The organism is Pseudodesulfovibrio thermohalotolerans, assembly GCF_021353295.2.
Taxonomy (GTDB): Bacteria; Desulfobacterota; Desulfovibrionia; order Desulfovibrionales; family Desulfovibrionaceae; genus Pseudodesulfovibrio; species Pseudodesulfovibrio thermohalotolerans.
Map to the genome: position 1 here is coordinate 2274511 of NZ_CP120635.1, position 24777 is coordinate 2299287.

Sequence of the window (24777 nt, forward strand, 5' to 3'; positions counted from 1 at the left end):
AGTCAAATTCGATCCATGGGCACAAACCCCATCTCCTCCTCGAAATCCTCGTCCATCTGCGACGAAAACTTCCTGAGATCATAGACCGCGCCGCAGGATGGACACTTCAGCGTAACCTCGCGGCATCCCCTATATGCGGTCAGGTCGAGACCGCACTTCTCGCATTCCATGCCCTTGGCATGCCAAGTGCGTTTGCGCCCGAACGTCATGGGGCTACTTGACCTCCTTGAGGCCAAGGTTCTTCTCGCCCATGGCCACGTAAAGCTTGGAAACGGCGGTGCCGTAATCGGCCAGGGCCTGGGAAAGCTGAGCTTCGGCCAGACTGAGGCGCTCTTGGGCGTTGAGCACATCGGTGTTGGTGCCCACCTGGGCCTGATAGCGGGCCACGGCCATGCGGTAGGCCTCCTCGGCGGCCACCACGGATTTCTTGGCCACGGAAATGCGGTCGGCCGCTTCCTGCAGGTTCAGGATGGAGCTCTTGACCTCGAACCCGGCGTTGAGCCTGGTGTTCTCCAGGTCGGCCTGCATCTGCTTGACCATCTCGTCGTAACGCTTGGAATCGTAGTAGTCGGCGCCCCACTGGAAAATTTCCATGGTGGCGTCCACCCCGGCGGTCCAGTACTCGCTGGAAGCCTCGGAACGGTAGCCGCTGCCGCTGACGGACGGATCGTCGCCGCGGGTGACGTAATCCCAACGGCCGGTGACCGAAGGATAGAAACTGCTCTCGGACATGGTCACGTCCTTCTGAGCCATTTCCACGCTCTTCTGGCCGATAATCAGGTCAGGGCGATGCGCGTAGGCCCGGGTCAGGCAGTCCCGAAGGGTCAGATCAAACGGAATGTACCGCAGTTCGCCCACATACTGGATCGGGGCTTCCAGGGGAATGTTCAGCAAGGTGTTGAGCTGGGCTTCCTGGGTGGAGACGCTGTTGCGCGACGTGAGAAGCAACTGCTTGGCGGTGGCCAGATCGACCTCGGCGTCCAAGACCTCGGCCTTGGGCCGCAGTCCGACCTCGTAGAAAGCGTTGGTCACCTTGAGCTGGGATTCCAAACGGGCCACAGAATCCTCGGCGCTCTTGACGTCCATGCGCGCCTTGAGCAGAGACAGGAAGTTGGCCTGGACGGATTCGATCAGGGTCAATTCAACATTGGTCAGAGAAGCCTCGGTGGACTCTCGATTCAACTTGGCCTTCTGCCAGTTGGCCAGGAGGTTGAAGCCCTGGAAAATCGGCTGGGAAAGATTCAGGGAGGCGACCCAATCATCTTCCTGACCGCTGTAGGAATTGCCGCGATTGTAATGGGTATACCCGAAAGCCGCGCCGAAAGCGGGTCCGAACTGCCCCAACGCCGACCTCTGGCCGAATTCCGCACCCTTCAACTGAGCTCGAATGGCCTGCATGTTCGGATTGGACGTCAAGGCGCGTTGCACGCACCGTCCAAGATCGTAGGGACCGGAGATGTCGTCCGTCTCCGAGACGCTCATTGCCGGATCGGCATCCTGAGCGAAAACAATACCGGCCGAAGCCAGGAGGGTCGAAAAAATCAGGGCCAAAAACAACCGGGTACAGTTCATATTCGAATTCCTGCCTGAAATTGCACGTTAAGTTGAACCATCAACAATCATCAATCCAACTGTTTATCAACTCTCTTTCCAGGCCGCAAGCCCAAAAGATCAATCGTTGCGTAACACCGCGCAGTCGGACGGATCGCCCTGGAGCTTCTCCAAAGTATGCCGGAAAGTCGGCAACAGGGGGGCGAGGCATTCCGCCACGGCCTTGGGACTGCCGGGCATGTTGACGACAAGTGCCCGCCCCAAGGTTCCGGCCACGGCGCGGGAGATGGCCCCGTGCGGTGTCTTGGCCAGACTGGCCGCGGTCATGGCCCGCTCATAGCCAGGCAGACGCTTCTCTATGACGGCCAGCGTCGCCTCGGGAGAAACATCCCGGGGAGCGACGCCCGTGCCGCCCGTGGTCAGGATGAGATCGAAGCCCTGAGTCAGGGCCAAGTCAGCCAGGAGGCCCTTGAGCTGGCCCTCCTCGTCCGGAATGACGAATCCCTGCACGCAGTTCAGGTCCAGGGCCTCGCCCACGAGCCTGCCCACCAGCGGGCCGGATTCGTCCACGCGCTCGCCCCTGGCTCCCTTGTCGCTCAAGGTGATCCACGCCAGGGCGTAACCGGTACGCGAGACTTCAAAACGCCCTTCGCCCGGCGTCATATCGTCGAGAGCCTCGACAAGATACAAGGGGCGGGACGCGTCTTCCGTTCCCTGAGTCAGCCAGGCGGCCGAACGGACCAAAAACGCGCCGCCGTCTCCGGTGAGCCGATCGCCCACGAGCAGGCCGGGGCGGATCGTATCCGTTACCAGAGGAGCCGGGAACGCTCCCCCGGCGAGAGAACACAGATGGATGAGGCCGCCTTTTTTCACCGGGGCCTCCAGCCGTAAATTCAGATTCTTGCAGGACATGGTCTCTCCCTTGCTTATCAGGCCAACAGGACCGACAGGATACCGGCCACGAACACGCCGCCGAAGATGCCGGGACCGCCGATGGCAACCAACTGCGTGCCCACCTGGTTGCGGAAACGCGGCGTCAGGAGCGGAATGATGTTGCCGCCGAGCACGGCCCCCATGGTCCCCGCCACATAGGCGGCCACGGGCCGGTACTCCTGCGGCACGAAGAAATACACGCACAGAAAGGTTATCAGGGCGGGAAGGACCAGGGGAATGCGGACGCCGGTGACGGGGTCCGGTTTTGACATGGCGTAGCATCCCCCCGCGACCATGAGCATGACGAAGCCGATCCACGGGTACACCCCGTCCGCCTGAAAGATCATGTGCTGGCGTATAATGAAGGTAATGCTCAGAAGCAGGGGCATGAGAAAGCCGCCCACGTTGATGGCGAAGACCTGCTTCTTCAGCTCGCTCTCCCCGCCCGCGTCGATGCGCACGGGACGGCCGCTCTCGTCCAGCCCGAAGCTGACGGTGCGTGGCTTGTTGACCACCACCAGCCGCTCACTGGTATGAACCGGGATATTCACCATGCGCCCGAGCAGGATGGCGATGAACATGAGCACGCCCTGCGCCGGAGTCAGCCCCAGCTTGGAAAAGGCGTCGGCCACAAGGGACACCGGCAGAAAGACGAACAGAAAGAAAAGCGCCACCAAAAGGAGCAGTGCCGGGATGATGCCGCCGGAATATTGAAAATACGGATACATTATATACACCTTGGATTAAGGATGCGCCCGGGCCTCTCGCTTTTGCTTTTATCCCGGCCCTATAGTAAGGCAACATACACGCAGTTGGGATGTATCCTAACTTGAAATCGAAGTAAATCAAAGCACTCAGAGGCACACATGAAAGGCATCATCCTCGCGGGCGGCTCCGGCACACGGCTCCATCCGCTGACCAGGGTGGTCAGCAAGCAACTGCTGCCCGTCTACGACAAGCCCATGATCTATTACCCTCTGTCCACCCTGATGCTGGCGGACATCCGGGACATCCTGATAATCTCCACTCCCCACGACCTGCCCAATTTCAAAAAACTTCTCGGCGACGGCTCCCAGCTAGGCCTGAACCTGAGCTACCGCGAACAGCCCAGACCGGAAGGACTGGCCCAGGCTTTTCTCATCGGCGAGGATTTCATCGACGGCGACAACGTCTGCCTGGTGCTCGGAGACAACATCTTCCACGGTCACGGCCTCGGCTCCATCCTGAAGTCGGCCGGAGGCCTGCAAAAGGGCGGCCTGGTCTTCGCCTATCTGGTCAAGGACCCGGAACGCTACGGCGTGGTCGAATTCGACAAGGACTTCAAGGCGCTCTCCATCGAGGAAAAACCGGCCAGCCCCAAATCGAAATACGCCGTCACGGGCCTCTACTTCTACGACAACGACGTCATCGGCATGGCCCGGTCGCTCAAGCCGTCGGCGCGCGGGGAGCTTGAGATCACGGACATCAACAAGCTCTATCTCGAACGCGGCGACCTGGAGGTCCAGACCCTGGGCCGGGGCTACGCCTGGCTCGACATGGGCACCCACGAGTCACTACACGGGGCGTCCGGCTTCGTTCGCGCGGTGCAGGCCCGGCAGGGATACGTCATCTCCAGCCCCGAGGAGATCGGCTACCGCATGGGCTTCATCTCACGCGACCAGCTCATGCGCCTGGCCTCGGAAATGAGCAACAACGATTATGGACGCTACCTAATGGAAGTGGCCAAGGAAGCTCCCGGCATGTTCTGATTCGGCTGCCCGAATACCAAAAACGACGAAGCCGCTTCCCCCGACAACGGGAAGCGGCTTCGCGGAAAAAGAATTCGAGACGCGATTCTGAAATCGCGTTTTCCACGTTCTAGTGGTGGTTCTCGTGCATGGCCTCGCGCACGCGGATGACGCCTATGGCGAGAATCCAAGCCAGATAGATGAAAATCAAGGACACGCCGACAAATCCGGCGCCGGTGCTCTGAGTCATGCCGTGAAGCAGTTCGCCAATCATGTTATTCCTCCTCGCTCGCCCAATTTACTTGAAAGATATACCTTATTGCCCCTCGAACAGGCTTGTTGTCAACCCCCTCCCGCCATTTGGCCGATTCCTCCGGGAGAAACCGAATCCATTGTCAGCCCCCCTGCCTTGCGAAGGCAGAGGCCGGACGTGCCGCCGTGACCGGCCCGGCCCTGGTATGCTTGTCAGAACCTCGGCTTTGGCCTAATATTATCGACAGACGCGAAACCCTTCAACAAACGACAGAACATGGGCATTCTGGACTCTCTGGGCAAGATATTCTCCCGATCCGGGAAAGGCGGCTCCCCGGCCGCGCCCGATACTGCCGGGTCCACGGCAGACGTCCGCATAGGCACGAAAACGGCCTCGCCGCCCTCGGCCACGAGCCGAAACGAAACCTTCCACGCCGATCCGGTCGATGATGCCGCCCTCGGTTTCAGCATCACCATAAAAGACGGCCGAATCACCAAGCGCAAAGCGTTCCGCGTCACGGTCAGAGGGCTTGCTGTCTTCATTCCCCGATTGGGCAAGACGTATCCGGTGACCGACATCAGCACGTCCGGCCTAGGCTTCAGCTTTGAAAAACCCAGGATCAAGACCGGAGCGAAGATCAAAATGGATCTGCTTCTGGACGGCGGGCGAGTGGTGGAAGGCGTCCCGTGCGAAGTCGTGCGCCATGAACGCGGCGTTGTCGGCTGCATCTTCAAAGACATGGACCGGAAGCAGGAGGAAGCGGTGGACCACCTCGTCCTGGAAGGCGAAAAGCAGCTCGCCGCCCGACGGGTCGCCACCAGGGGAACGAAGAACTAGCCTTCGCCCCCGCCCTCCCCGCGCAATTCCATTATATACGCCTCAAGGTCGTTGGGTTCGCCCGGCTTGTGCTCCTCGGGATAGAGCAACGCGGTCATGAAGAAGACGCTGCCGATGCGAAGCGCCGTCGCCGCGCTCGTGGAGAACCGTTCTAGCCGCCCGGCGATATCGTCGCCCATCGCGCCGGGTATTCCTTCCACGAGTTCCTCGGAGTTTTCAGCCAGCCCGGCCAGCAGTGCGGCCTTTCGTTCCAGGCAGGCCTGAAAAGCGGCCTGCCCCTCATCGGCCAGGGCACGTTCCCCTTCCGCCTCGATACGCCCGACCTCGGCGTTCACTTTTTCCAGATACGCTATCAATTCCGACAAACCATCGTTGGACATGATATTCTCCTGATTTTTTACGTTGAATATAGCCGTGGAACTCCTGGAAAACAAGTGAGAGCGAAGGACGTCGACCACCTTTACGGAACTAAATCCGCTTTACACGGAGGCCAAGAGGTTTTACCTGAATGGGTCCCGGAACACGAACTCCCAAGGAGCCCTGAATTGAGCATTCTATCCTCCAGCCTCGGGCTGACACGATACCGCATAATAGAAGACGTGCCTAACGAACTTCTTCAGCAGGTGCCTGAAAAACTGAGGCAATTCTGCATGGTGGACATCGACGGCACAGCCGACGAGCGTGCCTTCGGCTGGGCAAACATCGACGACATGCTGGACATGAACTGGGCCGTGTCGCCGCCGGAAAAGGCCAACTATTTCGCCTTCTCCCTGCGTCTGGACACCCGACGAATTCCGCCGTCCGTGCTCAAGAAGCACAACACCATCGCGGTGAACAAGGAGCTGGCGCACAACAAGGAGCAGGGCAAGAACTTCGTCTCCCGCGACCGCAAACGCGAGATCAAGGAACAGGTCGCCCTCAGGCTTCGCGCCCGAACCCTGCCCATCCCGGCGGTCTTCGACATCATCTGGAACCCGACCACCAACCGGATTTATCTGTCCACCACCAACGCCAAGGTCCGGTCCCTGTTCGAGGATCATTTCACCCTGACCTTCGATCTCCATCTGGAGCCGCTGACCCCGTTCTTCATGGCCATGGACATCCTCGGCGAAGACGCCGCGCCCAGGCTGGAAAACCTCGACCCGACCATATTCGTTTAGGAGCACGCCATGGATCTTTCACTCGTTGAACGCGAAAACACCCTGCTCGGTCAGGACTTCCTGACCTGGCTCTGGTTCAAGACCGACCAGGACACCGTGCTCTTCAAACTCGAAGACAACCGGACCTTTACCCTGCAAATGGAACAGAAGGTCTCAGTCCAGGGCGGCGAAGGCGAAACCAAGGCCACGGCCACGGTATCCAGCCCGGCGGGCGAACTCTCCGAGGCCAAGACAGGTCTGCGCACAGGCAAGAAAGTCAACAAGGCCCAACTGCTCTTTGCCATGGACGAGGACGAATGGCTGGTCACGGTCAACTCCACGGATTTCGGCCTGTCCGGCCTGAAAACCCCGAAGATCAATACCAAGGATGACGAAGGCGACGACCCGGACGCCAAATTCCTGGAAAAGATGTTCCTGCTGGAGCGTTGCCTGGAAATGATCGACGTGGCCTACACCCAATTCCTCAACCTGCGCCTGAGCAAGGATTGGGCCGAGGAATCCGCCAGGGTGAAGCTCTGGATCAACGGCTAGGTCATGACCTCCCCGTTCCGTATAGCCTGTTTCGGCGACAGCCTGACCGAAGGGTACGGCCTCGCCCCTGACGAAGCCCTGCCCGTCGTGCTGGAACAATCCCTGCGCGATCGGGGAGTGGACGCACGCTGCCTCAATTTCGGCGTGTCCGGCGACACTGCGGAAGATGGGCTGCGCCGTCTGGACCAGGTGCTTGAAGCGGACCCGGACGGCGTGATCCTGGCCTTCGGGGCCAACGACTGCTTTCTGGATGAACCGGCTGAAGACGTGGAGTCCAGGCTCGCCCTCCTGATCGAGGCGTTTCGGAAACGAAGCATTCCGGTCCTGTTGGTGGGCGTGAACGCCGAACTCAATCCCGACGAAGACTACAGGGCGAGCTTCGAAGCCGTCTATCCCTCCCTGGCGGAACGGTACGGCCTTCCCCTGTTCCCCGACATGCTCGCTCCGTACCAGGGCGACCCGTCCCTGACCCTGTTGGATGGGCTGCACCCCAATGCGGCGGGAGTGTCGGCCATTGGCCGCGCCCTGCTCCCCCTGGTCGAGGAACTGGCCACGACCGCCGCGCGATAGGCGGATTTCCCCCGTCCCCTTCCGTTTCCATTCCTTCTGGACACTGCCTTTCCGTCCCCATGGTCCTGTGCGCCGGCGGCCATGGGGACGGAAAGGGGCCGTCTTTTCTCCTGCCTCGTCCTGTATGCCCCCGCCGTAACGGGCCTTGTACTCCATCGCGGAATGCCATAGCGTAGCGCCTTGCCTTATACGCCCCTGCTTCTCATGGAAACAGCGGCGAAAAATGATGCGGGAAACCGGAGGAAGCCCATGCGCTACAAGTTGCAAATGATGAATACGGATTTCGGGGTAGGTATGTTCGCCGCCCTGCCGGACGTGAACCTGAGCCACAACGAAATGCTCGACCACCTCCGCGCTCACCCCTTCGACGACTACATGCATGAGTTCGTGCTTCAGGGCTTCAAGGAATTCCGTCCGCGCAAGCTGGAAAAAATGATTACGGCAATCATGCGTGACAAGGGCGAATCCGATCCGGCGGTCGCCGCAATCATGTATGAAGCGTGCATCTGCCATCAACGCCTGAACCGGCTCCTGCCCCTGTTCGACGGCGTCGATCCCGAATTTCTCCTGAATCATACTCCGGCCATCCACATCCGCTCCCATCTGCTTGTGGACCAATCCCGGCACCGGGAATGGGCCCGCATCTTCGGCCGCAACATCTTCACCCTCGCGCCCCTGCCCGACCCGAAGGATGCGCCCGAACCGCTTTTCGACGAAAAGAAGCTGGATGCGCCCGAGCCGGTGAGCGCCGCGACGATTCGCGCCGAGATGGACGGCAACCTGCCCGCGCCCCTGCCGCGCAGGCCTTTGCAGGAAACCATCGACACCGCCCTGCCCGCCCTGGACAAGGCCGACGCCTTCATGGGCCCAGCCATGGAGCACAGGGCGTCCCTGTCGCCCGTGGCCCGGTTGCGTCACTGGTCCGTCAAGACGCGTACGGTCAACGGCAACCTGTCCAACTCCCTGCATGGCTTGCAGACCTGCTACGGACGGGGACTTTCCATGGAACGGGCCGACGCCTCCTACGCCATGGAAATGGCCGAACGCTTTTCCTCCTACGCCAGCTTTGGACCCAAGGGCGTACTGAACTACGCCCGCGAGTACCCGCTGACCTACGCGTCCTTCGATGAACTGGATGCGCCCGCCATAAACCCGGCCGACATCCGGCTGGAAGTGCCCTATGCGGGCCAGAGGCTCCACTGGCTGGAAGGGCATGGCCCCGACGGCGAGCCGATTCTGGTCCCGGCCCAGTTCGTCTTCCTGTTCTGCAACCTGGACGAACAGACCCTGTTCAGCGCGCTGGGCTCCACCGGCCTGGCTTCGGGCAACACCCTCTTCGAAGCCAAGGCGGCCGCCCTTACCGAAGTCATCGAACGTGATTCGGACGCGACGCAGATATTCGACCCCAAACGGTGTTTCCGCGTGAGAAGCTGCGATCCCGAAATCGGCTCGCTCCTCCAGAACTACCACGAGGACGGCATCGACGTCTGGTTCATGGACATGACCACCGAACTGGGCGTGCCGTGCTACAAATCCGTGGTGCTTGGCAAACACGGCGACGTGAACAAGGGAGGCGGCTGTTCGCTGAACGGCAAGGCCGCCCTGGTTTCGGCCATGACCGAAACGGCCTACCCGTACCCCGGCCCCAAGAGTGGACCCGCGCCGGAAGGATTGCCCGTCCGCAACCTGGAAGACCTCCCCGACCTGTCCACGGGCAGCGCCGAGGGAGATGTGATGGTGCTGGAAAAAACGCTTCTGGCCAACGGCTACCGGCCCGCTTACGTGGACCTGACCCGCAGGGACCTGAACATCCCGGTGGTCCGTGCCATCGTTCCCGGCCTGGAGCTGATCTCCGACTTCGACCAGTATTCCCGGGTCAGTCCGCGGCTGTATCGGAACTACCTCAAAGCGTGCGAGTAACCCGGGCTTCCCGGCGGCGCTTGCGCGGCCCCTTGGTTCCGAGGGTCCGGTAGGTCACCTCCAGAACGCCCGCCCCGCCGAAGAGCGCGGCCAGCACCCAGACATTGGCCGGATCGTCGCCGACGCTCTGCCAGACCATGGCCCCGAAAGCGGCGGCGCAGGCCACTACGCCCAGGGCGGACAGAGTCCGGCCCGCCCCGGCGTCCTCATCCTTGAAATTGGCCGCGTTGACCACGGCGAACAAGGACAGGAACCCCGCGCTGCCCAGGGTGGAGATGAAGGAAAGATCGCCCACGTTGGCCAGAATGAGGGCGAGCGCGGACGTGACCAATAGGCCCTCGGCGGGCGCGCCCCACATCTGCCGTTCAAGCTGAACCGGCAGTTCCCCTTCCTTGGCTATGGTGTAACAAAGCCGTGAGGAGCCGTAGAGGGTCGCGTTGATCGCGCTGAACGTGGACAGAAGCGCGGCTACGGCGATGAGGGTAAAACCGGTCCGTCCCAGGAACGGCCTGGCAGCTTCCGCTAGGGCGTAGTCGCGGGCCCCCGTGATGGCGTCAAGCGGCAGGTTGCCCACCACCACGACGGCGATGGCCACATAAAGCAGGATCACGAAGCCCACGGATAGATAGAACGCGAGCGGCAGGTCCCGCTCGGGATCGCGGATTTCCGCGCCGGTATTGGCAATGAGCTCGAACCCCTCGTAGGCCACGAAGATAATCATTCCCCCCGCCACCAGGGGCAGCATCGGAACCCAGGTGTCCGGGGCCAGCCGCGCGGGCTCCACGCCCTTGACGCCGACTACCAGGAAGAAAAGCAAAATGGATATCTTGACGACCACCACGTAGGTCTCGGCCTTGCCGACCACTTTGGCGCTGGTCAAATTCAGGACTGCGGGCACGATGATCGCCAGGGATATCAGTCCGTGCCGCACCAGCCAACCGGTGTTCTCCGGGAAGAACACGGCCCCGTATGAGCCAAAGGCGTGGGCATAGAGGGCAAGCATGACGACATAGGAAAACCACAGCAGCACATTGAGCGCGCCCACATGCATGGAGTTGCCGAAAATCCGATCCAGGAAGACCACGGTTCCGCCCGCCCCGGCGTATCGCACGGACAGCCGCGCATAGGAGGAGGCGGTGACGAGGGCGACCAGTCCGGCCAGCGCGAAAGCGACGGGCGTGCCGCCGCCCGCCAATTGCACGCTCAGTCCCAGCACGGCGAATATGCCGCCGCCCACCATGCCTCCCACCCCGATGGAGACCGCTCCCCACAGGCCCATTTTGTTGTCCTTCACGACCATATCACGCTCCGTTTACGGCTGTCGGCCGGGATTTCCCCGCTCCTGTGAGAGGACAGAATACTCCAATCCATCCCATCGATAAAGCCGACGCCGCCCTTCGCCTCACCGCCCGGCCACAAACGGCCAAAAGCATTGACTCGCCGCAGGATTGCACGATATTGAAACTACCTCGCGCCGGGGGAAAATCGGATAGGCAAAACAAGCCCGGTCCTTGAACAGGCCGGTTCGCATTTTCCTTCCCCGAGCGGATACCGCACATATGCCGGAGTGGTGGAATGGCAGACACACGGGACTTAAAATCCCGAGATCCTTAGGATCGTGAGGGTTCAACCCCCTCCTCCGGTACCATTTATACAACAAGTTAGGCCGGTTCTCCGGCCTAACTGCTTTTCTGCGACCAAAACGCAAACGTTCTGGCCCTGCTTTCCCTTTTTTCCCGTTCGGGAATTACGCCCCGCTCTCCGTTTCTGATGAATGGATCAGAATCGACCAAAGACGTGGACACCGCCAATGACAGCGACTGCGATAATGTTTGATCGTTTCATGTGAAAGTATGCTCTTCACGGGCAGCGGAGATTTTCCGCTGCCCGGGTAATATTAGCGGTCGGACTCCATGCGAATGCTCTCCGCATACAGACGGGCTTCGATATACTGGGAAAGAGCGGCCACGGCGCGATCGCACACTGGGAAGATCGGCACGCCACTGTTGTGTAATGCATCGCGCATGGGGTCATACAGCCTGCCGCCATCGATGACGCCGACAACGGGCTTGTCGCTACGGCCGACAACCTCCGCCAGAAGCTGCACAATGCCGCTTTCCGCCTTCATGTCGAAAGCCGGAACATCCGTCTCCAGCAGCGTGTGCATGGCCGGGGAAAGCGGATCAAGGCCTACGACAACCGCATCAACACCTTCGTCATGGGCGAGAATATCGGTAATTTCGGCATGGGCCTGGTCGTCGGCAGAGGGATTGATGTCCAGGGGATTGTGCACGGTCACGAGCCCCGACAGTCTCTTGGCGTCCAGGATTTCCGTGATCTTCTGATGGGATTCGGCTGAGAACGAAGCCAACTGCATCTGGTAATCGTCGGAGTGAATCGAATCCGCCATACCCACGGTTTCGAACCCGGCCCCGGATACGGCCGCGAGACGGTTGCCGTTGATACGTTTCCCGGCCATGTTCTCCGCCAGCAGGAAGAGGTCCTGGAACTCCGTGAAATTGCGGGCGACGATGGCCCCCGCCTGCCGCACGCAGGATTCGCAGACCATGTAATCGCCAGCCAGCGAGGCCGTGTGTCCAGAGGTCGCGCTTTTGCCTTCGGGAGTGCGTCCCGCCTTGTAAAATACCACCTCCTTGCCCGCCAGCACGGCTTCCCGCACAGCGGTGCAAAACTCCAATCCATCGAGATCGTTGAACCCTTCAGCGTAGACAGCGATAACGTCCACTTCTGTGGAATCCCTGAAGTGTTTGACCATGTCGCCCAGCGTCAAATCGGTCTGATTGCCCATGGAAATCATGTATGCCGGCTTCATTTCCGGACACTGCGAAGAGCGATGCAACATGAAGGCCCCGGACTGGGATACCAACGCGGCGCGCCGATACGCGGATTCGCGGTCCTTGGGCAGCTTTTCCTCCGGAATGAACCAGGTGTCGTACTTGCCCGGACGGGAAACCACGCCCATGCAGTTTGCTCCAAGAAAAACAGGCCCGCCGTCACCGTTCCCGTGCGCCTCGTCAATGGCCTCAATGACCTTTTGCGCGCGCTCGCGGCTTTCTTCTGTCTCGCCCATGCCGCCGGGGATGAGCATGACGGAATTGGCGGCGTCGAAACGGATGATTTCATCCACCAAACCCGGCACCTGGTCGGCTCCCACGGCCACGACGAACATGTCCATCTTTTCGGGCAAATCCGCCAGGTTGGGATAGCACTTCACGCCGTCGATCTCGTCCACTCCCTCACGGAGCAGGAAGATGTCTTCCTTGGCGAATCCTTCGGCCAGAATGTTGTCGAGGATGATGCGGCCGAAATTCCTGCGCTTGGTGGAAGCGCCGATCAGGCCGATCTTTCCGGGATGCAGAAGGTTCTCGATCTTGCCGATGGGACGCCGGTTCTCCCTCTCGCGGGGAGACCCGAACTTGCACATGCCGTCCAGGGGAACCATGAGGAAATCCGTGAAGGCGTATGGATTGATTTCCATTTCGTTGATGACGAATTCGGCATCCGGATTCATGGGGGAATAGTGGCGGCCCATTTCGATGAAGGAAGAGAAGCACTCCACCAACTGCTCGTCGGTGACAATGCGACGTTGCCCCCGAGTCAGGCCAGCCAGCTTCCTGTATGAAATGGTTTTGCGGAAAAGTTCGAAGAACGCCTTGCCGTCAATCAACTCGCAGGACGCCGCCACGATGGCCTGCCCCTTGCGAAACCGTTCGGCGTACAATTCCGTATCGGTGCCGCCCAGGCCCGCCGAAACAACCATGCCGAATTCACGGGTGTTGCGCAGGCCGACGATGAGCTCGTTGCCGAACGCCGAGGAATCCGGCGGCATGAATTGGACCATGAGCACGCCCTTGAGGTCCCTGCGGATGGCGGCGACGAGGTTCTCTCCGGCAAGTCCCCGATATTCCGCGGGAGCGTGCTCGGGCGCAAGGTTTATCATGTTCGCGTAATTTTCCGGGACGTCGTACAACATTCTCCGGACAGCCGAACGAATTTTATCCGGGTTCTTGGGGACCACTCGAACGCCGCCGACCTCGGTTTTGTGGACGATGGTCGGAGAGACGATCTTGAGAACGACCTTCTCCCCGGGCAACGCGTTCAATTCGTCATCGGAAGAACGCGCCCCGCGAGGAAGCAGAATGCACTTGGGAGGCGTTTCGGCTCCCGACCGGCCCAACAGGTTATATACTTCGTATTCAAAAAGATAATCGCGGCCTTCCTCTCTGGCGGAGCGGAAAAGGTCGGAAATGGCGTCAAATTCAATGGCGACGCTGTTCAGTACTTCCATGGTAAAACCTTTTTGGTTGTTCAGCAGCGGCCTCGCGGCCTTGTACCACCGCTTGAGGACATCTTCCCTGCGCGGATCAGCCGGATCAAAATCGATACAGGGTTTGGTGGCGCAGAGATGGGGACCGGACGCCGCGAACTTGATCTCCATTGTATGGGCAAGAGAAACGACCTCATGCTCATCAAGTCCTTTGCGCATCATGGCCCAGCCGCCTACGGCTCCGCCTCGCAGGGAATCGATGACGTGCCATCCCTTTGCCTCCGTTTCGGAATCATTTCATTCAAAAACGATCTCAGGTTGCTTTTATTCAAAGGCGTTAAGCAGTTTCTTTGTTTGCTCAACTCCATATCAATTTGAATGATGATTTAAACATCGAGCCAAGTGGGCCACAAATTCCGCCAACAGGGAATCTTCGAGATTTTTACACTGATAGTTTGTGCCATCCACCGAAATAACTGGCGTTTTCCCTTTCAGTCCTTGCCTTGCTATCTCCAGATAACAGGTGGTTACTCGGACACAAGCCGAGACCCCTTCGTTTTTCAGATGGGTCCGGAGCCGTCTGGCGGCTCGTTCAGCCCGGTTTGTGTCAGGGTCCAGGATGGTGATTGTTATCCCTGACATGCTGGACCTACCGCGTAGTGTGTATGAAACGTTCGGCTTCCAGAGCCGCTATGGTGCCATCCGCCATTGCCGTGGTGATTTGCCGGTATTTCTTGGGACGCACATCGCCCGCGGCAAACACGCCGGGCAGGGAGGTCGCCATGACGTCATCCGTAATGATATAGCCATGCTCGTCGAGACGCAGTTGTTTGGCAAAAGCGTCGGTGCCGGGCTGTTGGCCCATGAACACGAACACGCCGTCGCATTGCAACTCGCTCTCCTCACCGGTCTCCATATTGCGGAGGGTAACGGATTCAAGTTTGCCGTTTCCATTCAACGACAGGACTTCCGTGGAGTGCCGTGTGGAGGCGTTTTCCCTGGCCGCCAATGCATCCTGTGTGGATTGGGCGGCGAAGAAGCGGTCCATTTTCTCTACCAGAGTCAACTCGCTGACGCCGAGATCAAGCAGAGCGATCGCCTCGTCGAATCCACTGTTGCCGCCCCCCACGATGAGCACCCGTTTGCCGATATAGGGCGCGCCATCGCAGATGGCACAGTAATGGACCTGTTCACAGTCACCGGCCACGGGAAGAGGAACCGGCTTGCGGCCTGTGGCGACAATGACCGCCTTCGCCGTATACGTCTCGTCGTCCGCCTCGATCCGCTTTACAGCCCCGGACAGGTCCATGGAGTCGATGCAGACCGCTTCCTCAACGGTCACTCCGAGCGACTCGACTTGCTTCTGCATTCTCTCCATGAGTTCCATGCCGCCGATGCTGGCATAGGAAGGCATGTTCTCCACTTCTTTGGTCCAGTTGACCAACCCGCCACAGGCATTTTCATCCAGCAACAGAACATCCAGGTTCGCTCGGGCCGTGTACACGGCTGCGGTCATGCCTGCGACGCCGCCGCCGAGAATGATAACGTCATATTCATTACTCATGATCGACTCCGCCGCGACTACAGGGATGCATGGAGCGCTTTCAATTCACGCGGATTCATGAGGCCGGAGTAAATGTTCGCAACCTCGCCGTTTCGGATGAAGATCAGCGTGGGAACGCGCTCAAAACCGAGTTCCGCCATGAGATCCCCTTTGACTTCGCTGTCAACACAATACAGTTCGGTTTCAGGAGACTTGGCGCCGAACTTCATAAGTGCCTTTTCCATGTTCTTGCAGTGCGGGCAGAGCTCCTTGTAAAAAATGACGATGGCGTCATTGTAGGAACGGAAAAGCTCGGATGAGGCCTGATCTGTGATATTCTTTATTTCATTCATTGATTTATCTTGTTTTGTTAGTGGTATGCTATGGCGGCAAGGGCTTCCATGTTCAGAATCTGCAATTTGTTATCCCGCAGTATCTTTATGAGCCCAACTCTCTCAAGCGATTTGAGCGCCTTGTATAAGGTGGCTCGATGCACTCCCAGTATGGACGCGATATCCTTCATTCGCAGTGAGCCGAGCGAAACAATATCATTGGAAGGCAGATCCATTGAATTATAGCGCAGAAGCACGAATTTCACGATTCGTTGCATCATAGTGTCGAGCCCCAACGAAGCCAACTGATTGCTGAGGACATTCACTTTTTGAGAAAGCGTGTAAATAATATCCTTCGCAATACAGGGGTGCGTTTCCAGCATTATGTCCACCGTCTCCTTGCAAAAGGAGTAGACCACGGCGTCCTTGTGGCAAACAAAAGAGCTGTCGATCGGTTCCTTGGTGAAAAAGGGCACCTCACTGAAGAGCGAATTCTCTTCCACATGCATGATGATCTTTTCGTTGCCGCCAGAGGATGTCCGCTTCATGGACACGGTTCCGGACTGGAGATAGCGCAACTCCGTCACCAACTCCCCCGCGAAGACAATATGCTCGCCCTGTTTGAACTCTTTGCGGACACCCAAAGGCAAAACCTTATTCCAGGCGCCGCTGTTGACTTTTATTCGCCAGAATTCGTTTACATGCGGTGCCGACATATCGTCTCCCGTGCGGGGAAGTTGGTCTTGCGCGAATTTTAACTGGTTCGCAGTTCCCCGATGTACAGTTTCAATTTTTGCAGCAATTCCTTGGCCTTTTCGGGATTGCTTTTGATGATGTTCTCCAACTGGAATGGGTCCTTGCGGCGATCAAAGAGTTCATCCATATGCGGCACCGAAACTTTCGCCCCGGGAACGCAGGTCCACATCTCCTCTTTCATCTCCAACTTCGCGGACTGTGCGCCCGCGTTGCCGCCGGAACCGGAACCATCGTAGAATATCTTGTTCATGGAGTCCGTGTCGATCTCCTTTTGAATCCAGTGTATATAGCTGTAATCATGGTTAATAATAGACCAGGACATGCCATAATAACCAGCTATGGCGAAATCGCGGACCGTATCGGTCTCGCCGCGCATGACCGGCAGCAGACTGATGCCGTGCATGTCGTCGGCATCATAAGTCGAGATGCCTTCATGCCCGGTCTGCTCCACCGCATCGGTCCCAAGCCCCAGGCCGTCGAGAAGCGTGGCGGTAATGTCCACGTTCTGGACAAAGGAGTCGATACGCTTGCCGCCCTTCAAACCGGGAACATGGACCATCAGGGGAACATGCACCAACTCTTCGTAAGGCCAGGGGCGGCATTTACGCATCAGGCCGTGGCCGTGCTCGCCGGAACCCATTGGCTGCCCGTGGTCGGAAGTGACGATGACCATGGTATTGTCCCAGAGTCCCTGCGCCTTGAGCGAATCGAAAAGCTTGCCGAGCCACTTGTCGACCAGAGTGACTTTTTCCGCGTAGAGAGCGCGAATGTGAGCGCACTCCTCTTCGGTCATGACGCCATCGATCTCGGTCCACGGGGCGAGCAGCAGCGGATTCCCCTCGTAATCCGGATTGTACGGGCACGGCTTCTTTTCCCAAACGGACGGCGGATCCCACGGCTCGTGGGGATCGAACGAATCGAGCCAAAGGAGGAACGGCCGATTGGGATCACGCTTCTCCTTCAGCCAACTATCCGCCTCGGAGATCACCACCGAAGCGTAATTATCCGCATCCGAATGCCAGTTCTGGCGCTGTTTCAAGTAGCACTCGGCTTCCCGGATCAGGGATTTGCTGGAATCGTCGTACTCGCCGTCCTCATCCTTCTTGAGCCAATTGGGAGAAAGATAGTCCTCTCCCTTGAATTCGGCCTTGAGCGGGACATTGCTGAAGGTTTCGTGATCCAACTCATGGCCGTTGCAGAAACGGACATAGTCGAATCCACGGGAATAGCCGTATTTGGGGAGACGCATCGGCGGGGTGTCATACACCAAAGCCGTCTGCACATCGCGACACCAGAGAACATCGGTGATGGACGTATCCTCCGTGGTCAGCGGACGCCAGCCGCTCTCCGGCAAGGTATACCGTCCCGTAAGGAGGGCTCGACGAACCGGAATGGTCGGCAGTCCCTCACTGTACGCGTTTTCGAACAGGAAACCGTCTTCGGCGAACTTGTCCAGATTCGGAGTTTTGACTTCCTTGTTCCCGTAACAGCCCAAGTAATTGAACTGTAGGGTGTCCAGCATGACGAACAGAACGTTTTTGATTTGGGATTTAGACATTGAACTACCTTATTGAGTTAAACTGATTCGGAATCGGCTGCCGACTTCAGCGATCGAACGGAAGTGCCGTCAGTCTTCATGATTCCGAAACCGGTTGCGGCCAAAGCCAGAGATACGAATGGAATTATCACGTTAAAAAAGGCGAAGGGAACGTAATCCACTGCGCCGACGCCGAGTATGCCAAGGATATAGAAGGCGTGAACGGACCAGGGCACCAGAGGACACCCCAGGGTGCCCGCGTCTTCACAGGTGCGAGAAAGCACCTGGGGAGCGATCTTCGCGTCTTTGTAGTTCTGGCCGAAGGCCCGGCCGGGAACCACCACGGCCAGGATTTGGCTGCCGGTACCAAGCAGAATGATGTAGGCGGCACCGAGAGTCGCGCCGACAAGCGAAAGCGCGGAGTTCGCGCCCCGCAACATCGCGTCCAGCAAGACCTCAAGCACGCGGGCTTTTTCCAGGATACCGCCAAAAGCCATGCCGCTGGTAAGCAGCAGGATCGTGACCATGACGGACATTAGACCGCCACGGGAAAGAAGCGAATTCAATTCCGGGGAAGGCGTGGTAGCCGTGTAGCCGGTCGTCAACTGCTTGGCCAAAACGGAAATGGTGGCACCGTCATACAACGCAATCGCCAATGCGCTGAGAATGCAGACGACCATGACAGGCAGGACAGGCATTCGTTTATAGGCCAGCACCACCATCAATACGGGAGGCAGGAACGCGATGGGGGAAAGCGAATAGCTCGCTTCCAGGGAAGTGAGAATCGCATTGATATTCCCCACGCCGGAGAGATCGCCGGAATGCATGGAGCCAAGCACGGTATAGCCGACGATGGAGATCACGGCTGCCGGAACGGTGGTCCACAACATTGAGGCTATGTGCGTGAAAAGCGGAACCTCGCAGACTGTGGCGGTAATATTCGTCGAGTCGGAGACGGGCGACATCTTGTCGCCGAAGTAAGCTCCTGAAACAATGGCCCCCACGGTCCACGCGGGATTGAACCCCATTGCTCCGCCGACTCCGAGCAGGGCCACGCCGATGGTGCCCATTGTGCCGAAAGAGGTTCCCGTCGCCAGAGAGGCAACCGAACACAACACAAAGGTGGATGTGAGAAAATGCTCAGGAGCAATAAGCTTGAGCCCCCAGTAGATGATAACCGGGATAGTGCCGGAAGCCATCCAGGAGGCGATAATCATGCCGACAAGCATCAGGATGGCCACCGCAATTTGAATACGCCCCACGGCCGCAAGCATCCCCTCCTGCAACTCCCCCCACGAATAGCCGATTTTCAGGGCCATGACGCCCGCCACGGCCACGGCCACAAGCAAAGGCAAAACAGGCGGACGCACGCCGACCACAACTGTCCCGTACAAAATAATTGCGACAGGAATCGCGAAGGTTAAGAAAGCCCACAGTAAAGATGGTTTTTTCCCGTCCGAACTCATTTCCTCTCCTCTTTCGGCATATAATTCACTGTTTTTCCAACATCATTATTTCGAGCAAGTTGCTAAAATGCTTGTAAGATCCACGTAGCCTTGTTGCCAGGTCTTGTTGTTACGATAGGTCTGATCGCGGAGCGTGTCTGTTGCCTAGGCAACAAAGGCTGCGCAATCGAACAATTTATTGCAGACACACCTCTTCGGCCGAAAAGAAGCGCTGCAATGCAATAAATCAACGTTGCCAATCCACATGGTTTGACTTCGCCGCAATAAAAAGACGTTTGTTCACCGAAGGATATTCCATACGATCGAAACCGTTCCGCCGAAGGCCTGGTCCGCAGGCCCCCTCTTCCCGACGTGAACAATGGCATTGAACGCCGAAGGCCAAGGAAGAACTCCCTTGGGCCTATCGCCGCATGAGTCACCACACATCGCCGGGGATTTACGGAAACTAAAGACTTTGCTGATGCAGTATGCGCGGATGAGAAGACATTACCTGAAGCCGTTTTGATTTGATCGATCGATTCCTTCTGAAAAACGAAAGGCTCTCCCATTTGACGGGACTAGCGAGGAACCATCAAACCGAGCCCAAAGCTCAAAGGAGAACTTCGCGCCAGTCTCAATCACAACGACAGAAAACACAAGTTCGGCTTGCCCTATCTTGCGGCTAAATTCGACAATGTTTCGAAAAACTGCCGACAGATGAGGAATGGTGTTAATTGGGAACGGACTGTGCGGACACGAAACTCGGGAAGCCCCTTGGCGGCAAATTACTCTGCGGCCAACACGCTTAAGCCTCCCATAGCGCCATTCGCCCCAGGTCAACCCGTCGAGAGGTCTTTCCTCAACCTATCCCCCGCCGCCGGATCAGAGGGGGGGGAAAAAACGGCCCTCGCCAAGCCCCCAAAAAAAAAGGGCTCCAACCAGTGGAGCCCTTTTGATCTATTTCCGAATGCCTAGGAGTTGCGACGCCTGCGGGCGTAAGCCAGGAACCCGAGCATACCGAGTCCCATCAGGAGGAACGACCCCGGTTCGGGAACGGGAGCGCCGGGATCGCCGGGAGTAACGGAACCGAAGGTGATGTCATCGAAACCGATCTGGTTGATAACGCCGCCGAAGCTGACCGAGTAAGCGATGCCCTCAAAAGCGACGCCCGTGGCCACGAAGGGGCTGAAATCGCCCGTGGGATCTCCGCCATCCGACGGAGTGACGTCCAGATTCAGGGTGGCGAGCAGATCGCCGGTGCCATCGAGGCCGCTCCACACATTCACGCTGCCCGGGTTGTTGATGGCGGAATAGAAAAAGGAGAAGCCGGTATCGAACCCTGCCGCGAGGCTCATGATGGCCGCGTCACCGTTCAGGAAAAAGAGGATGGTATCCGGGCTGGGCTCGTTGCCGAAGTTGCCGGTGCCACCGGCATCGGAGTCAATAATGCTCAGGGCGTTGTCGCTGAAAGAAACGCCGTAGTCCGTCCCGGAGTTACCCATGGAACTTGTTCCGCCGTTGTAGAAATCAAGAATCTGGTCATGATCGCCCAGCCCCTCGAAATCGAGAACAAGTGCCTGGGAAGGCGTCACGAGAAACAAACACATGACGAATGAAGAAAACAGAATTGCAACCTTGTAAATCCTATTCATAGCAGCCTCCTGGCAGTAGTATTCCCCAACCACTGACAAACGAAGCAAACACCATACCAAAGATATTGCTCATTTATTCCAGGATATTAGACAAAAACAGCAAAGACATCCTGTCGGTTTTCTTTACGTTTCGACAGAAAACTTTACTTTCGCGATCTGATCCGGCTGACATTCCATGTTTTATGGTAAACGGCACAGGCTCTCCCGGCGCGTTCGGACGGTCATGCGCCGCAACCGTCCAGCGGAATCAACGGCCGTCGACGGCTACAGTTGCACGGTGTTCAGGACGACCGACATGGCCTTGAACCAGAACTCGACCTCGTCGCCGGGCTCAAGGGCAAGGTCCCGGGCGCTCAGGGCGGAGATGAGGGCGCAGACGTCGGTGCCATCGGGGAGACGGCCCAGAACCTCGGTCAGCACAGGGGTGTCCGTGACCCGGAGAATCCGGGCTTCCAGACAGTTGCGCGCGCTGCCGGAGAGCCGCTCGGCCCGACGCAGGACATTGACCAGCGGGGCCTTGACCGTGGCGACGACGGGGCTGCCCGGCTGAATTTTCAAATTGCGCAGGGAGTCCATGGTGATGACCGCGCAAATCTTGAGATTGGAACGGGTCTCCAAAACCACCTGGGCCATAACCTGATCCGTGTCGACCTCGACGACGTGGCCCAAAAAGGAGTTGCGGGCCGAAGTGCGTTTGCGCATGGCCTCGTAGGCGTTGCGCACGATGGACTGCACGTCGCCCGGCGAAAACTGCTGGAAGTTGGCGGTCAGATCCAGGGAGGACTGCCCCAGGACTTCCTTGACGATGGTGATGGGCACGCCGCTGCGGAGCATCTCAACGGCCCGGGTGTTGCGCAGGGACTTGGGACAGACAAGGTCCTTGGACAAGCCGCATTCCTTGCCGCGCTCATAACAAATGCGCCGGAAATAGCCGGGGTCCACCCTGAAAAGCTCCCCGCGCAACCCGCAGCCCATAGGACTCTCCCGGAACGCGGCCAGCTCGGCGAAAAAGTCCTCGGGCAGCGGGACCTCGCGAATCCGGTCCTCCTTCCCCAAACGCACAAACGGCCCCTGTGCGTCAAACGCCTCGGCGTCGTCCAACGACAGGATTTCCCCGAGACGCGCGCCGGTATGGCGGACAAGCTGAAAGACCAGCCACAGCCGGGTCCTGGCCCGGACGCTGTCCATACGCCTGGCCGAATCCTTCCATTTCCTGAAAGATTCTTCCAGAGCGTTCATTTGCGACGGTTCCAGGTAGCTCACCTGATCCGAAACGCTGAAAAATTCGCGGGGGCACACCTTGCCCGAAGCCCTGTCTTCTCGCATGAAACCATCACCTGCCGAATTATCACGCCTTTATCCATTCGCGTGACTTGGTTGCGACATAACAGCACAGAACATAGGGAATTTAACGACGGGGCACAACCCGTTCGCAAACAGCCCACCCGCCGCGCCGAACGCGGCGGCGCAAGGAGAACCACCATGCACCGCATCCGTTTCTGTGCCGTCATGCTCACTCTGCTTCTCGCCCTGCCCACGAGCGCCTTCGCGGGCGACAAAGTCGTCCTGGCCGCCGGGGCTGGCTACAAGAAGATGGTCAACGCGCTCAACACGGCCTACGAAAAGAAAACCGGCCGATCCATGGACCTCATTTACGGCAACATGGGCAGAGTGACCACGCTGGCCAAGGAAAGCGGCAAGGTGGACATCGTCCTGGGCGACCGGCAGTTCCTTATCGTTCGGGCGGACCTGCCCGTGACCGAGGAGACCGAGCTGGGCCGGGGAAAGCTGGTCCTGGCGTTCGCCAAAGGGTCCGAATTTTCCAAGGAATCCGATCTGGACAACCCAAAAGCCGAACGCATTGCCCTGCCCGACACGAGCAAGGCTATCTACGGCAAGGCGGCGCGCGAATACCTGCTGACGACCGGCAGGCTCCCGGGCATCAAGCCCAGGCTGGTGGAAGTCGCCACCGTGCCACAGGTTTTTTCCTACTTAGCCACCAACGAGGTGGACATGGGCTTCATCAACCTGACCCATGCCCTCAACGTCAAAGACAAGCTCGGCGGCTACATGATCGTCGACGAGAAGAACTACGCGCCCATCAGCATTATCGCGGCCGTGCTCAAGAACTCACCCAACAAGGTTGAGGCCGGAAAATTCCTCGAATTCATCAAGACCGCCGAAGCCCAGGCAATCGTCCGAGCGAACGGCCTCTAGCATATGGACTTCGTCGGCATACTGGCCCAGCCGGAGACAATCGATCCTCTACGGCTCACCCTCAAGGCGTTGGCCGCATCCGGTGCGCTGCACCTGGTGGGCGGTGTGCTCATCGCCTACTACCTGACCTCCGGCAAGGGCGCGTTGCGCTCGGTCGTGGACTTTCTGGTCACGCTGCCCCTGGTCTTTCCGCCCGTGGCCACCGGGTTCATCCTGCTCATGCTTCTGGGCAGGGCCGGATGGCTCGGACAGTATTCGCCGGTGGACATCGTCTTCAACTTCCCCGGCGTTGTCCTGGCCTCCTTCGTGTCCGGGCTGCCGCTCATGGTCAAGCCGGTGGAGGCGGCCCTCAGGGGCGACGTGCGCAGGCTGGGCGAGATATCCCAGGTACTGGGCAAAAGCGACTGGCAAACCTTCTGGCTGGTGCTCCTCCCCAACATCCGGCGCAACGTGACCGCAGGCTGGTTCCTGGCCCTTGGCCGCTCGCTCGGCGAAGTCGGGGTCACACTCATGCTCGGCGGCAACATCATCGGCAAGACCAATACCCTGTCCCTTGAAATCTACAACGCGGTCTTCAGCGGCGAATTCGACCGGGCCATGGTCCTGGCAGTGGTCATCGGCCTGTTCTCGCTGACCATATTCGCCGCCTTGAAAAAACTGTCCGCCGTCTAGGAGACGCAATGAAAACCATACTCGAAACAGTGCATGAACGAGCCCTCGAACTCTGGACCAAGGAGGGCATTCTCGACGAAAGCATCACCGTGACCGCCGCTCCCCTGAGCGTCAAGGAGGCCATCGGCACGCCCGAAGGCAACGACTTCCCCATCCAAAAGGGCAAGGAAAAGCTCATGGAGGCCAACTTCCGCGGAGCGCGAGGCCAGGCGTTCACCGACCACTACGGCAATTATTCCGGCACACTGGCCGAGATATCCGAGCTTCCCATGGACGACAACTTCCACCGCGCCGTGTTCGTCTCCACCACGAACGCCGTGTGCGGCTCCCTGGGACTGACCGGAAACACGGTCCACTGCCGAGACAAAGGCCCCGCCGAATGCGCCAAGGGCGTTTTCCGATACATCGACGAGCAGTACGGCAAATGCCGCGTCGCCATCATCGGATTCCAGCCAGCCCTGGCCCAGGCCGTGAGCGCGGAGACCGACGTAAGGCTCGTGGACCTGGACCCGGACAACATCGGCCAGACCAAGCGCGGCGTGCTGGTGGAAGGGGGAGAGACATCCGCCGACGCCATCGACTGGGCCGACCTCCTGCTCGTCACCGGCACCACGCTGGCCAACGGCACCATCGACATGTTCCTCACCGGCAAGCCCGTGCTGTTCTACGGCACGACCATTGCCGGAGCGGCCGCCCTCATGGGATTCGATCGCTACTGTCCGCAGAGCAGCTAGGGGGTCTCCTCCATCACCTCCCCGGCTGCGGGGAAAGGGTTTCCGCCTGCCGCGCGGGGACCCTTTCCCGAGGCGGACACCGTCCATTCTCCCATCTTCTCCCGCCACCCGGCAGGCCG

The 24777-nt window shown here is 58.9% G+C and carries 24 protein-coding genes and 1 tRNA gene; 10 read left to right on the top strand and 15 right to left on the bottom strand.

Annotated elements, in window-relative coordinates:
* Positions 1-2: 2 nt before the first annotated feature.
* From LF599_RS10885 to LF599_RS10900, 4 genes are all read right to left on the bottom strand, one after another.
* Positions 3-209, bottom strand: a complete 207-nt coding sequence (locus LF599_RS10885; protein WP_279520766.1) for a dual CXXC motif small (seleno)protein — start codon at positions 207-209, stop codon at positions 3-5.
* A gap of 4 nt (positions 210-213) precedes the next feature.
* A complete protein-coding gene (locus tag LF599_RS10890; RefSeq protein ID WP_279520767.1) occupies positions 214-1572 on the bottom strand; it encodes a TolC family protein in 1359 nt (452 codons plus the stop codon).
* A 99-nt stretch (positions 1573-1671) separates the two neighbouring features.
* A complete protein-coding gene (locus tag LF599_RS10895; protein WP_279520768.1) occupies positions 1672-2463 on the bottom strand; it encodes a MogA/MoaB family molybdenum cofactor biosynthesis protein in 792 nt (263 codons plus the stop codon).
* A gap of 17 nt (positions 2464-2480) precedes the next feature.
* Complete coding sequence (locus tag LF599_RS10900; RefSeq protein WP_279520769.1) at positions 2481-3212, bottom strand: DUF1614 domain-containing protein; 732 nt, start codon at positions 3210-3212, stop codon at positions 2481-2483.
* Between the two features lie 138 nt (positions 3213-3350).
* Here LF599_RS10900 and rfbA point away from each other — a divergent pair, with 138 nt between their 5' ends.
* On the top strand, positions 3351-4232 hold the full coding sequence (gene rfbA / locus LF599_RS10905) for a glucose-1-phosphate thymidylyltransferase RfbA (RefSeq protein ID WP_279520770.1): 882 nt from the start codon (positions 3351-3353) through the stop codon (positions 4230-4232).
* A 109-nt stretch (positions 4233-4341) separates the two neighbouring features.
* Here rfbA and LF599_RS10910 read toward each other — a convergent pair whose 3' ends face one another.
* Positions 4342-4485 (bottom strand): hypothetical protein, encoded by a 144-nt coding sequence (locus LF599_RS10910; protein ID WP_269942422.1) that lies wholly within the window; start codon positions 4483-4485, stop codon positions 4342-4344.
* A 255-nt stretch (positions 4486-4740) separates the two neighbouring features.
* On the opposite strand from LF599_RS10910, the gene LF599_RS10915 reads away from it, so the two are divergent.
* Positions 4741-5301: a PilZ domain-containing protein gene (locus LF599_RS10915; RefSeq protein ID WP_279520771.1), complete on the top strand. Its 561-nt coding sequence runs from the start codon at positions 4741-4743 to the stop codon at positions 5299-5301.
* Here LF599_RS10915 and LF599_RS10920 read toward each other — a convergent pair.
* The gene (locus tag LF599_RS10920) at positions 5298-5681 is read right to left on the bottom strand and encodes a hypothetical protein (RefSeq protein WP_279520772.1); all 384 of its coding nucleotides are present in this window, start codon (positions 5679-5681) and stop codon (positions 5298-5300) included. The genes LF599_RS10915 and LF599_RS10920 overlap by 4 nt on opposite strands.
* Positions 5682-5846: 165 nt before the next feature.
* Between LF599_RS10920 and LF599_RS10925 the strand changes: the two genes are divergently transcribed.
* From LF599_RS10925 to LF599_RS10940, 4 genes are all read left to right on the top strand, one after another.
* Positions 5847-6461: a hypothetical protein gene (locus LF599_RS10925; protein WP_269942418.1), complete on the top strand. Its 615-nt coding sequence runs from the start codon at positions 5847-5849 to the stop codon at positions 6459-6461.
* Between the two features lie 9 nt (positions 6462-6470).
* Positions 6471-6992, top strand: coding sequence for a hypothetical protein (locus LF599_RS10930; protein WP_269942417.1), 522 nt, complete (start codon positions 6471-6473; stop codon positions 6990-6992).
* A gap of 3 nt (positions 6993-6995) precedes the next feature.
* Entirely contained in the window at positions 6996-7562 is a 567-nt protein-coding gene (locus LF599_RS10935) for an arylesterase (protein WP_279520773.1), read from the top strand.
* Positions 7563-7811: 249 nt separating this feature from the next.
* Positions 7812-9482, top strand: a complete 1671-nt coding sequence (locus LF599_RS10940) for a YcaO-like family protein (RefSeq protein ID WP_279520774.1) — start codon at positions 7812-7814, stop codon at positions 9480-9482.
* Here the strand turns inward: LF599_RS10940 and LF599_RS10945 are convergent.
* The gene (locus LF599_RS10945) at positions 9466-10782 is read right to left on the bottom strand and encodes an APC family permease (protein WP_279520775.1); all 1317 of its coding nucleotides are present in this window, start codon (positions 10780-10782) and stop codon (positions 9466-9468) included. The two genes, LF599_RS10940 and LF599_RS10945, sit on opposite strands and share 17 nt — an antisense overlap.
* A gap of 261 nt (positions 10783-11043) precedes the next feature.
* Between LF599_RS10945 and LF599_RS10950 the strand changes: the two genes are divergently transcribed.
* A tRNA-Leu gene (locus LF599_RS10950) sits at positions 11044-11130 on the top strand.
* A gap of 249 nt (positions 11131-11379) precedes the next feature.
* Here the strand turns inward: LF599_RS10950 and LF599_RS10955 are convergent.
* The 8 genes from LF599_RS10955 to LF599_RS10990 all read right to left on the bottom strand — a co-directional run bounded on the left by LF599_RS10955 (position 11380) and on the right by LF599_RS10990 (position 22361).
* Complete coding sequence (locus tag LF599_RS10955; RefSeq protein ID WP_279523096.1) at positions 11380-13791, bottom strand: acetate--CoA ligase family protein; 2412 nt, start codon at positions 13789-13791, stop codon at positions 11380-11382.
* Between the two features lie 628 nt (positions 13792-14419).
* On the bottom strand, positions 14420-15334 hold the full coding sequence (locus tag LF599_RS10960; RefSeq protein WP_279520776.1) for an NAD(P)/FAD-dependent oxidoreductase: 915 nt from the start codon (positions 15332-15334) through the stop codon (positions 14420-14422).
* Between the two features lie 17 nt (positions 15335-15351).
* Complete coding sequence (locus LF599_RS10965) at positions 15352-15666, bottom strand: thioredoxin family protein (RefSeq protein WP_279520777.1); 315 nt, start codon at positions 15664-15666, stop codon at positions 15352-15354.
* Positions 15667-15683: 17 nt separating this feature from the next.
* Positions 15684-16361: a Crp/Fnr family transcriptional regulator gene (locus LF599_RS10970; RefSeq protein WP_279520778.1), complete on the bottom strand. Its 678-nt coding sequence runs from the start codon at positions 16359-16361 to the stop codon at positions 15684-15686.
* Positions 16362-16399: 38 nt separating this feature from the next.
* Positions 16400-17959, bottom strand: coding sequence for a sulfatase (locus tag LF599_RS10975; protein ID WP_279520779.1), 1560 nt, complete (start codon positions 17957-17959; stop codon positions 16400-16402).
* A 17-nt stretch (positions 17960-17976) separates the two neighbouring features.
* On the bottom strand, positions 17977-19404 hold the full coding sequence (gene nhaC, locus LF599_RS10980; protein WP_279520780.1) for a Na+/H+ antiporter NhaC: 1428 nt from the start codon (positions 19402-19404) through the stop codon (positions 17977-17979).
* Between the two features lie 950 nt (positions 19405-20354).
* A complete protein-coding gene (locus LF599_RS10985) occupies positions 20355-21035 on the bottom strand; it encodes a PEP-CTERM sorting domain-containing protein (protein WP_269942408.1) in 681 nt (226 codons plus the stop codon).
* A gap of 264 nt (positions 21036-21299) precedes the next feature.
* Positions 21300-22361, bottom strand: coding sequence for a TOBE domain-containing protein (locus LF599_RS10990; RefSeq protein ID WP_279520781.1), 1062 nt, complete (start codon positions 22359-22361; stop codon positions 21300-21302).
* Between the two features lie 156 nt (positions 22362-22517).
* Between LF599_RS10990 and modA the strand changes: the two genes are divergently transcribed.
* From modA to LF599_RS11005, 3 genes are read left to right on the top strand one after another with little or no spacing between them, the layout of a single operon-like run.
* Positions 22518-23252: a molybdate ABC transporter substrate-binding protein gene (gene modA / locus LF599_RS10995; RefSeq protein ID WP_269942405.1), complete on the top strand. Its 735-nt coding sequence runs from the start codon at positions 22518-22520 to the stop codon at positions 23250-23252.
* A gap of 3 nt (positions 23253-23255) precedes the next feature.
* A complete protein-coding gene (locus LF599_RS11000; RefSeq protein ID WP_279520782.1) occupies positions 23256-23924 on the top strand; it encodes a molybdate ABC transporter permease subunit in 669 nt (222 codons plus the stop codon).
* Positions 23925-23932: 8 nt separating this feature from the next.
* Entirely contained in the window at positions 23933-24658 is a 726-nt protein-coding gene (locus tag LF599_RS11005; RefSeq protein WP_279520783.1) for a Rossmann-like domain-containing protein, read from the top strand.
* The last annotated feature ends 119 nt before the right edge of the window (positions 24659-24777 follow it).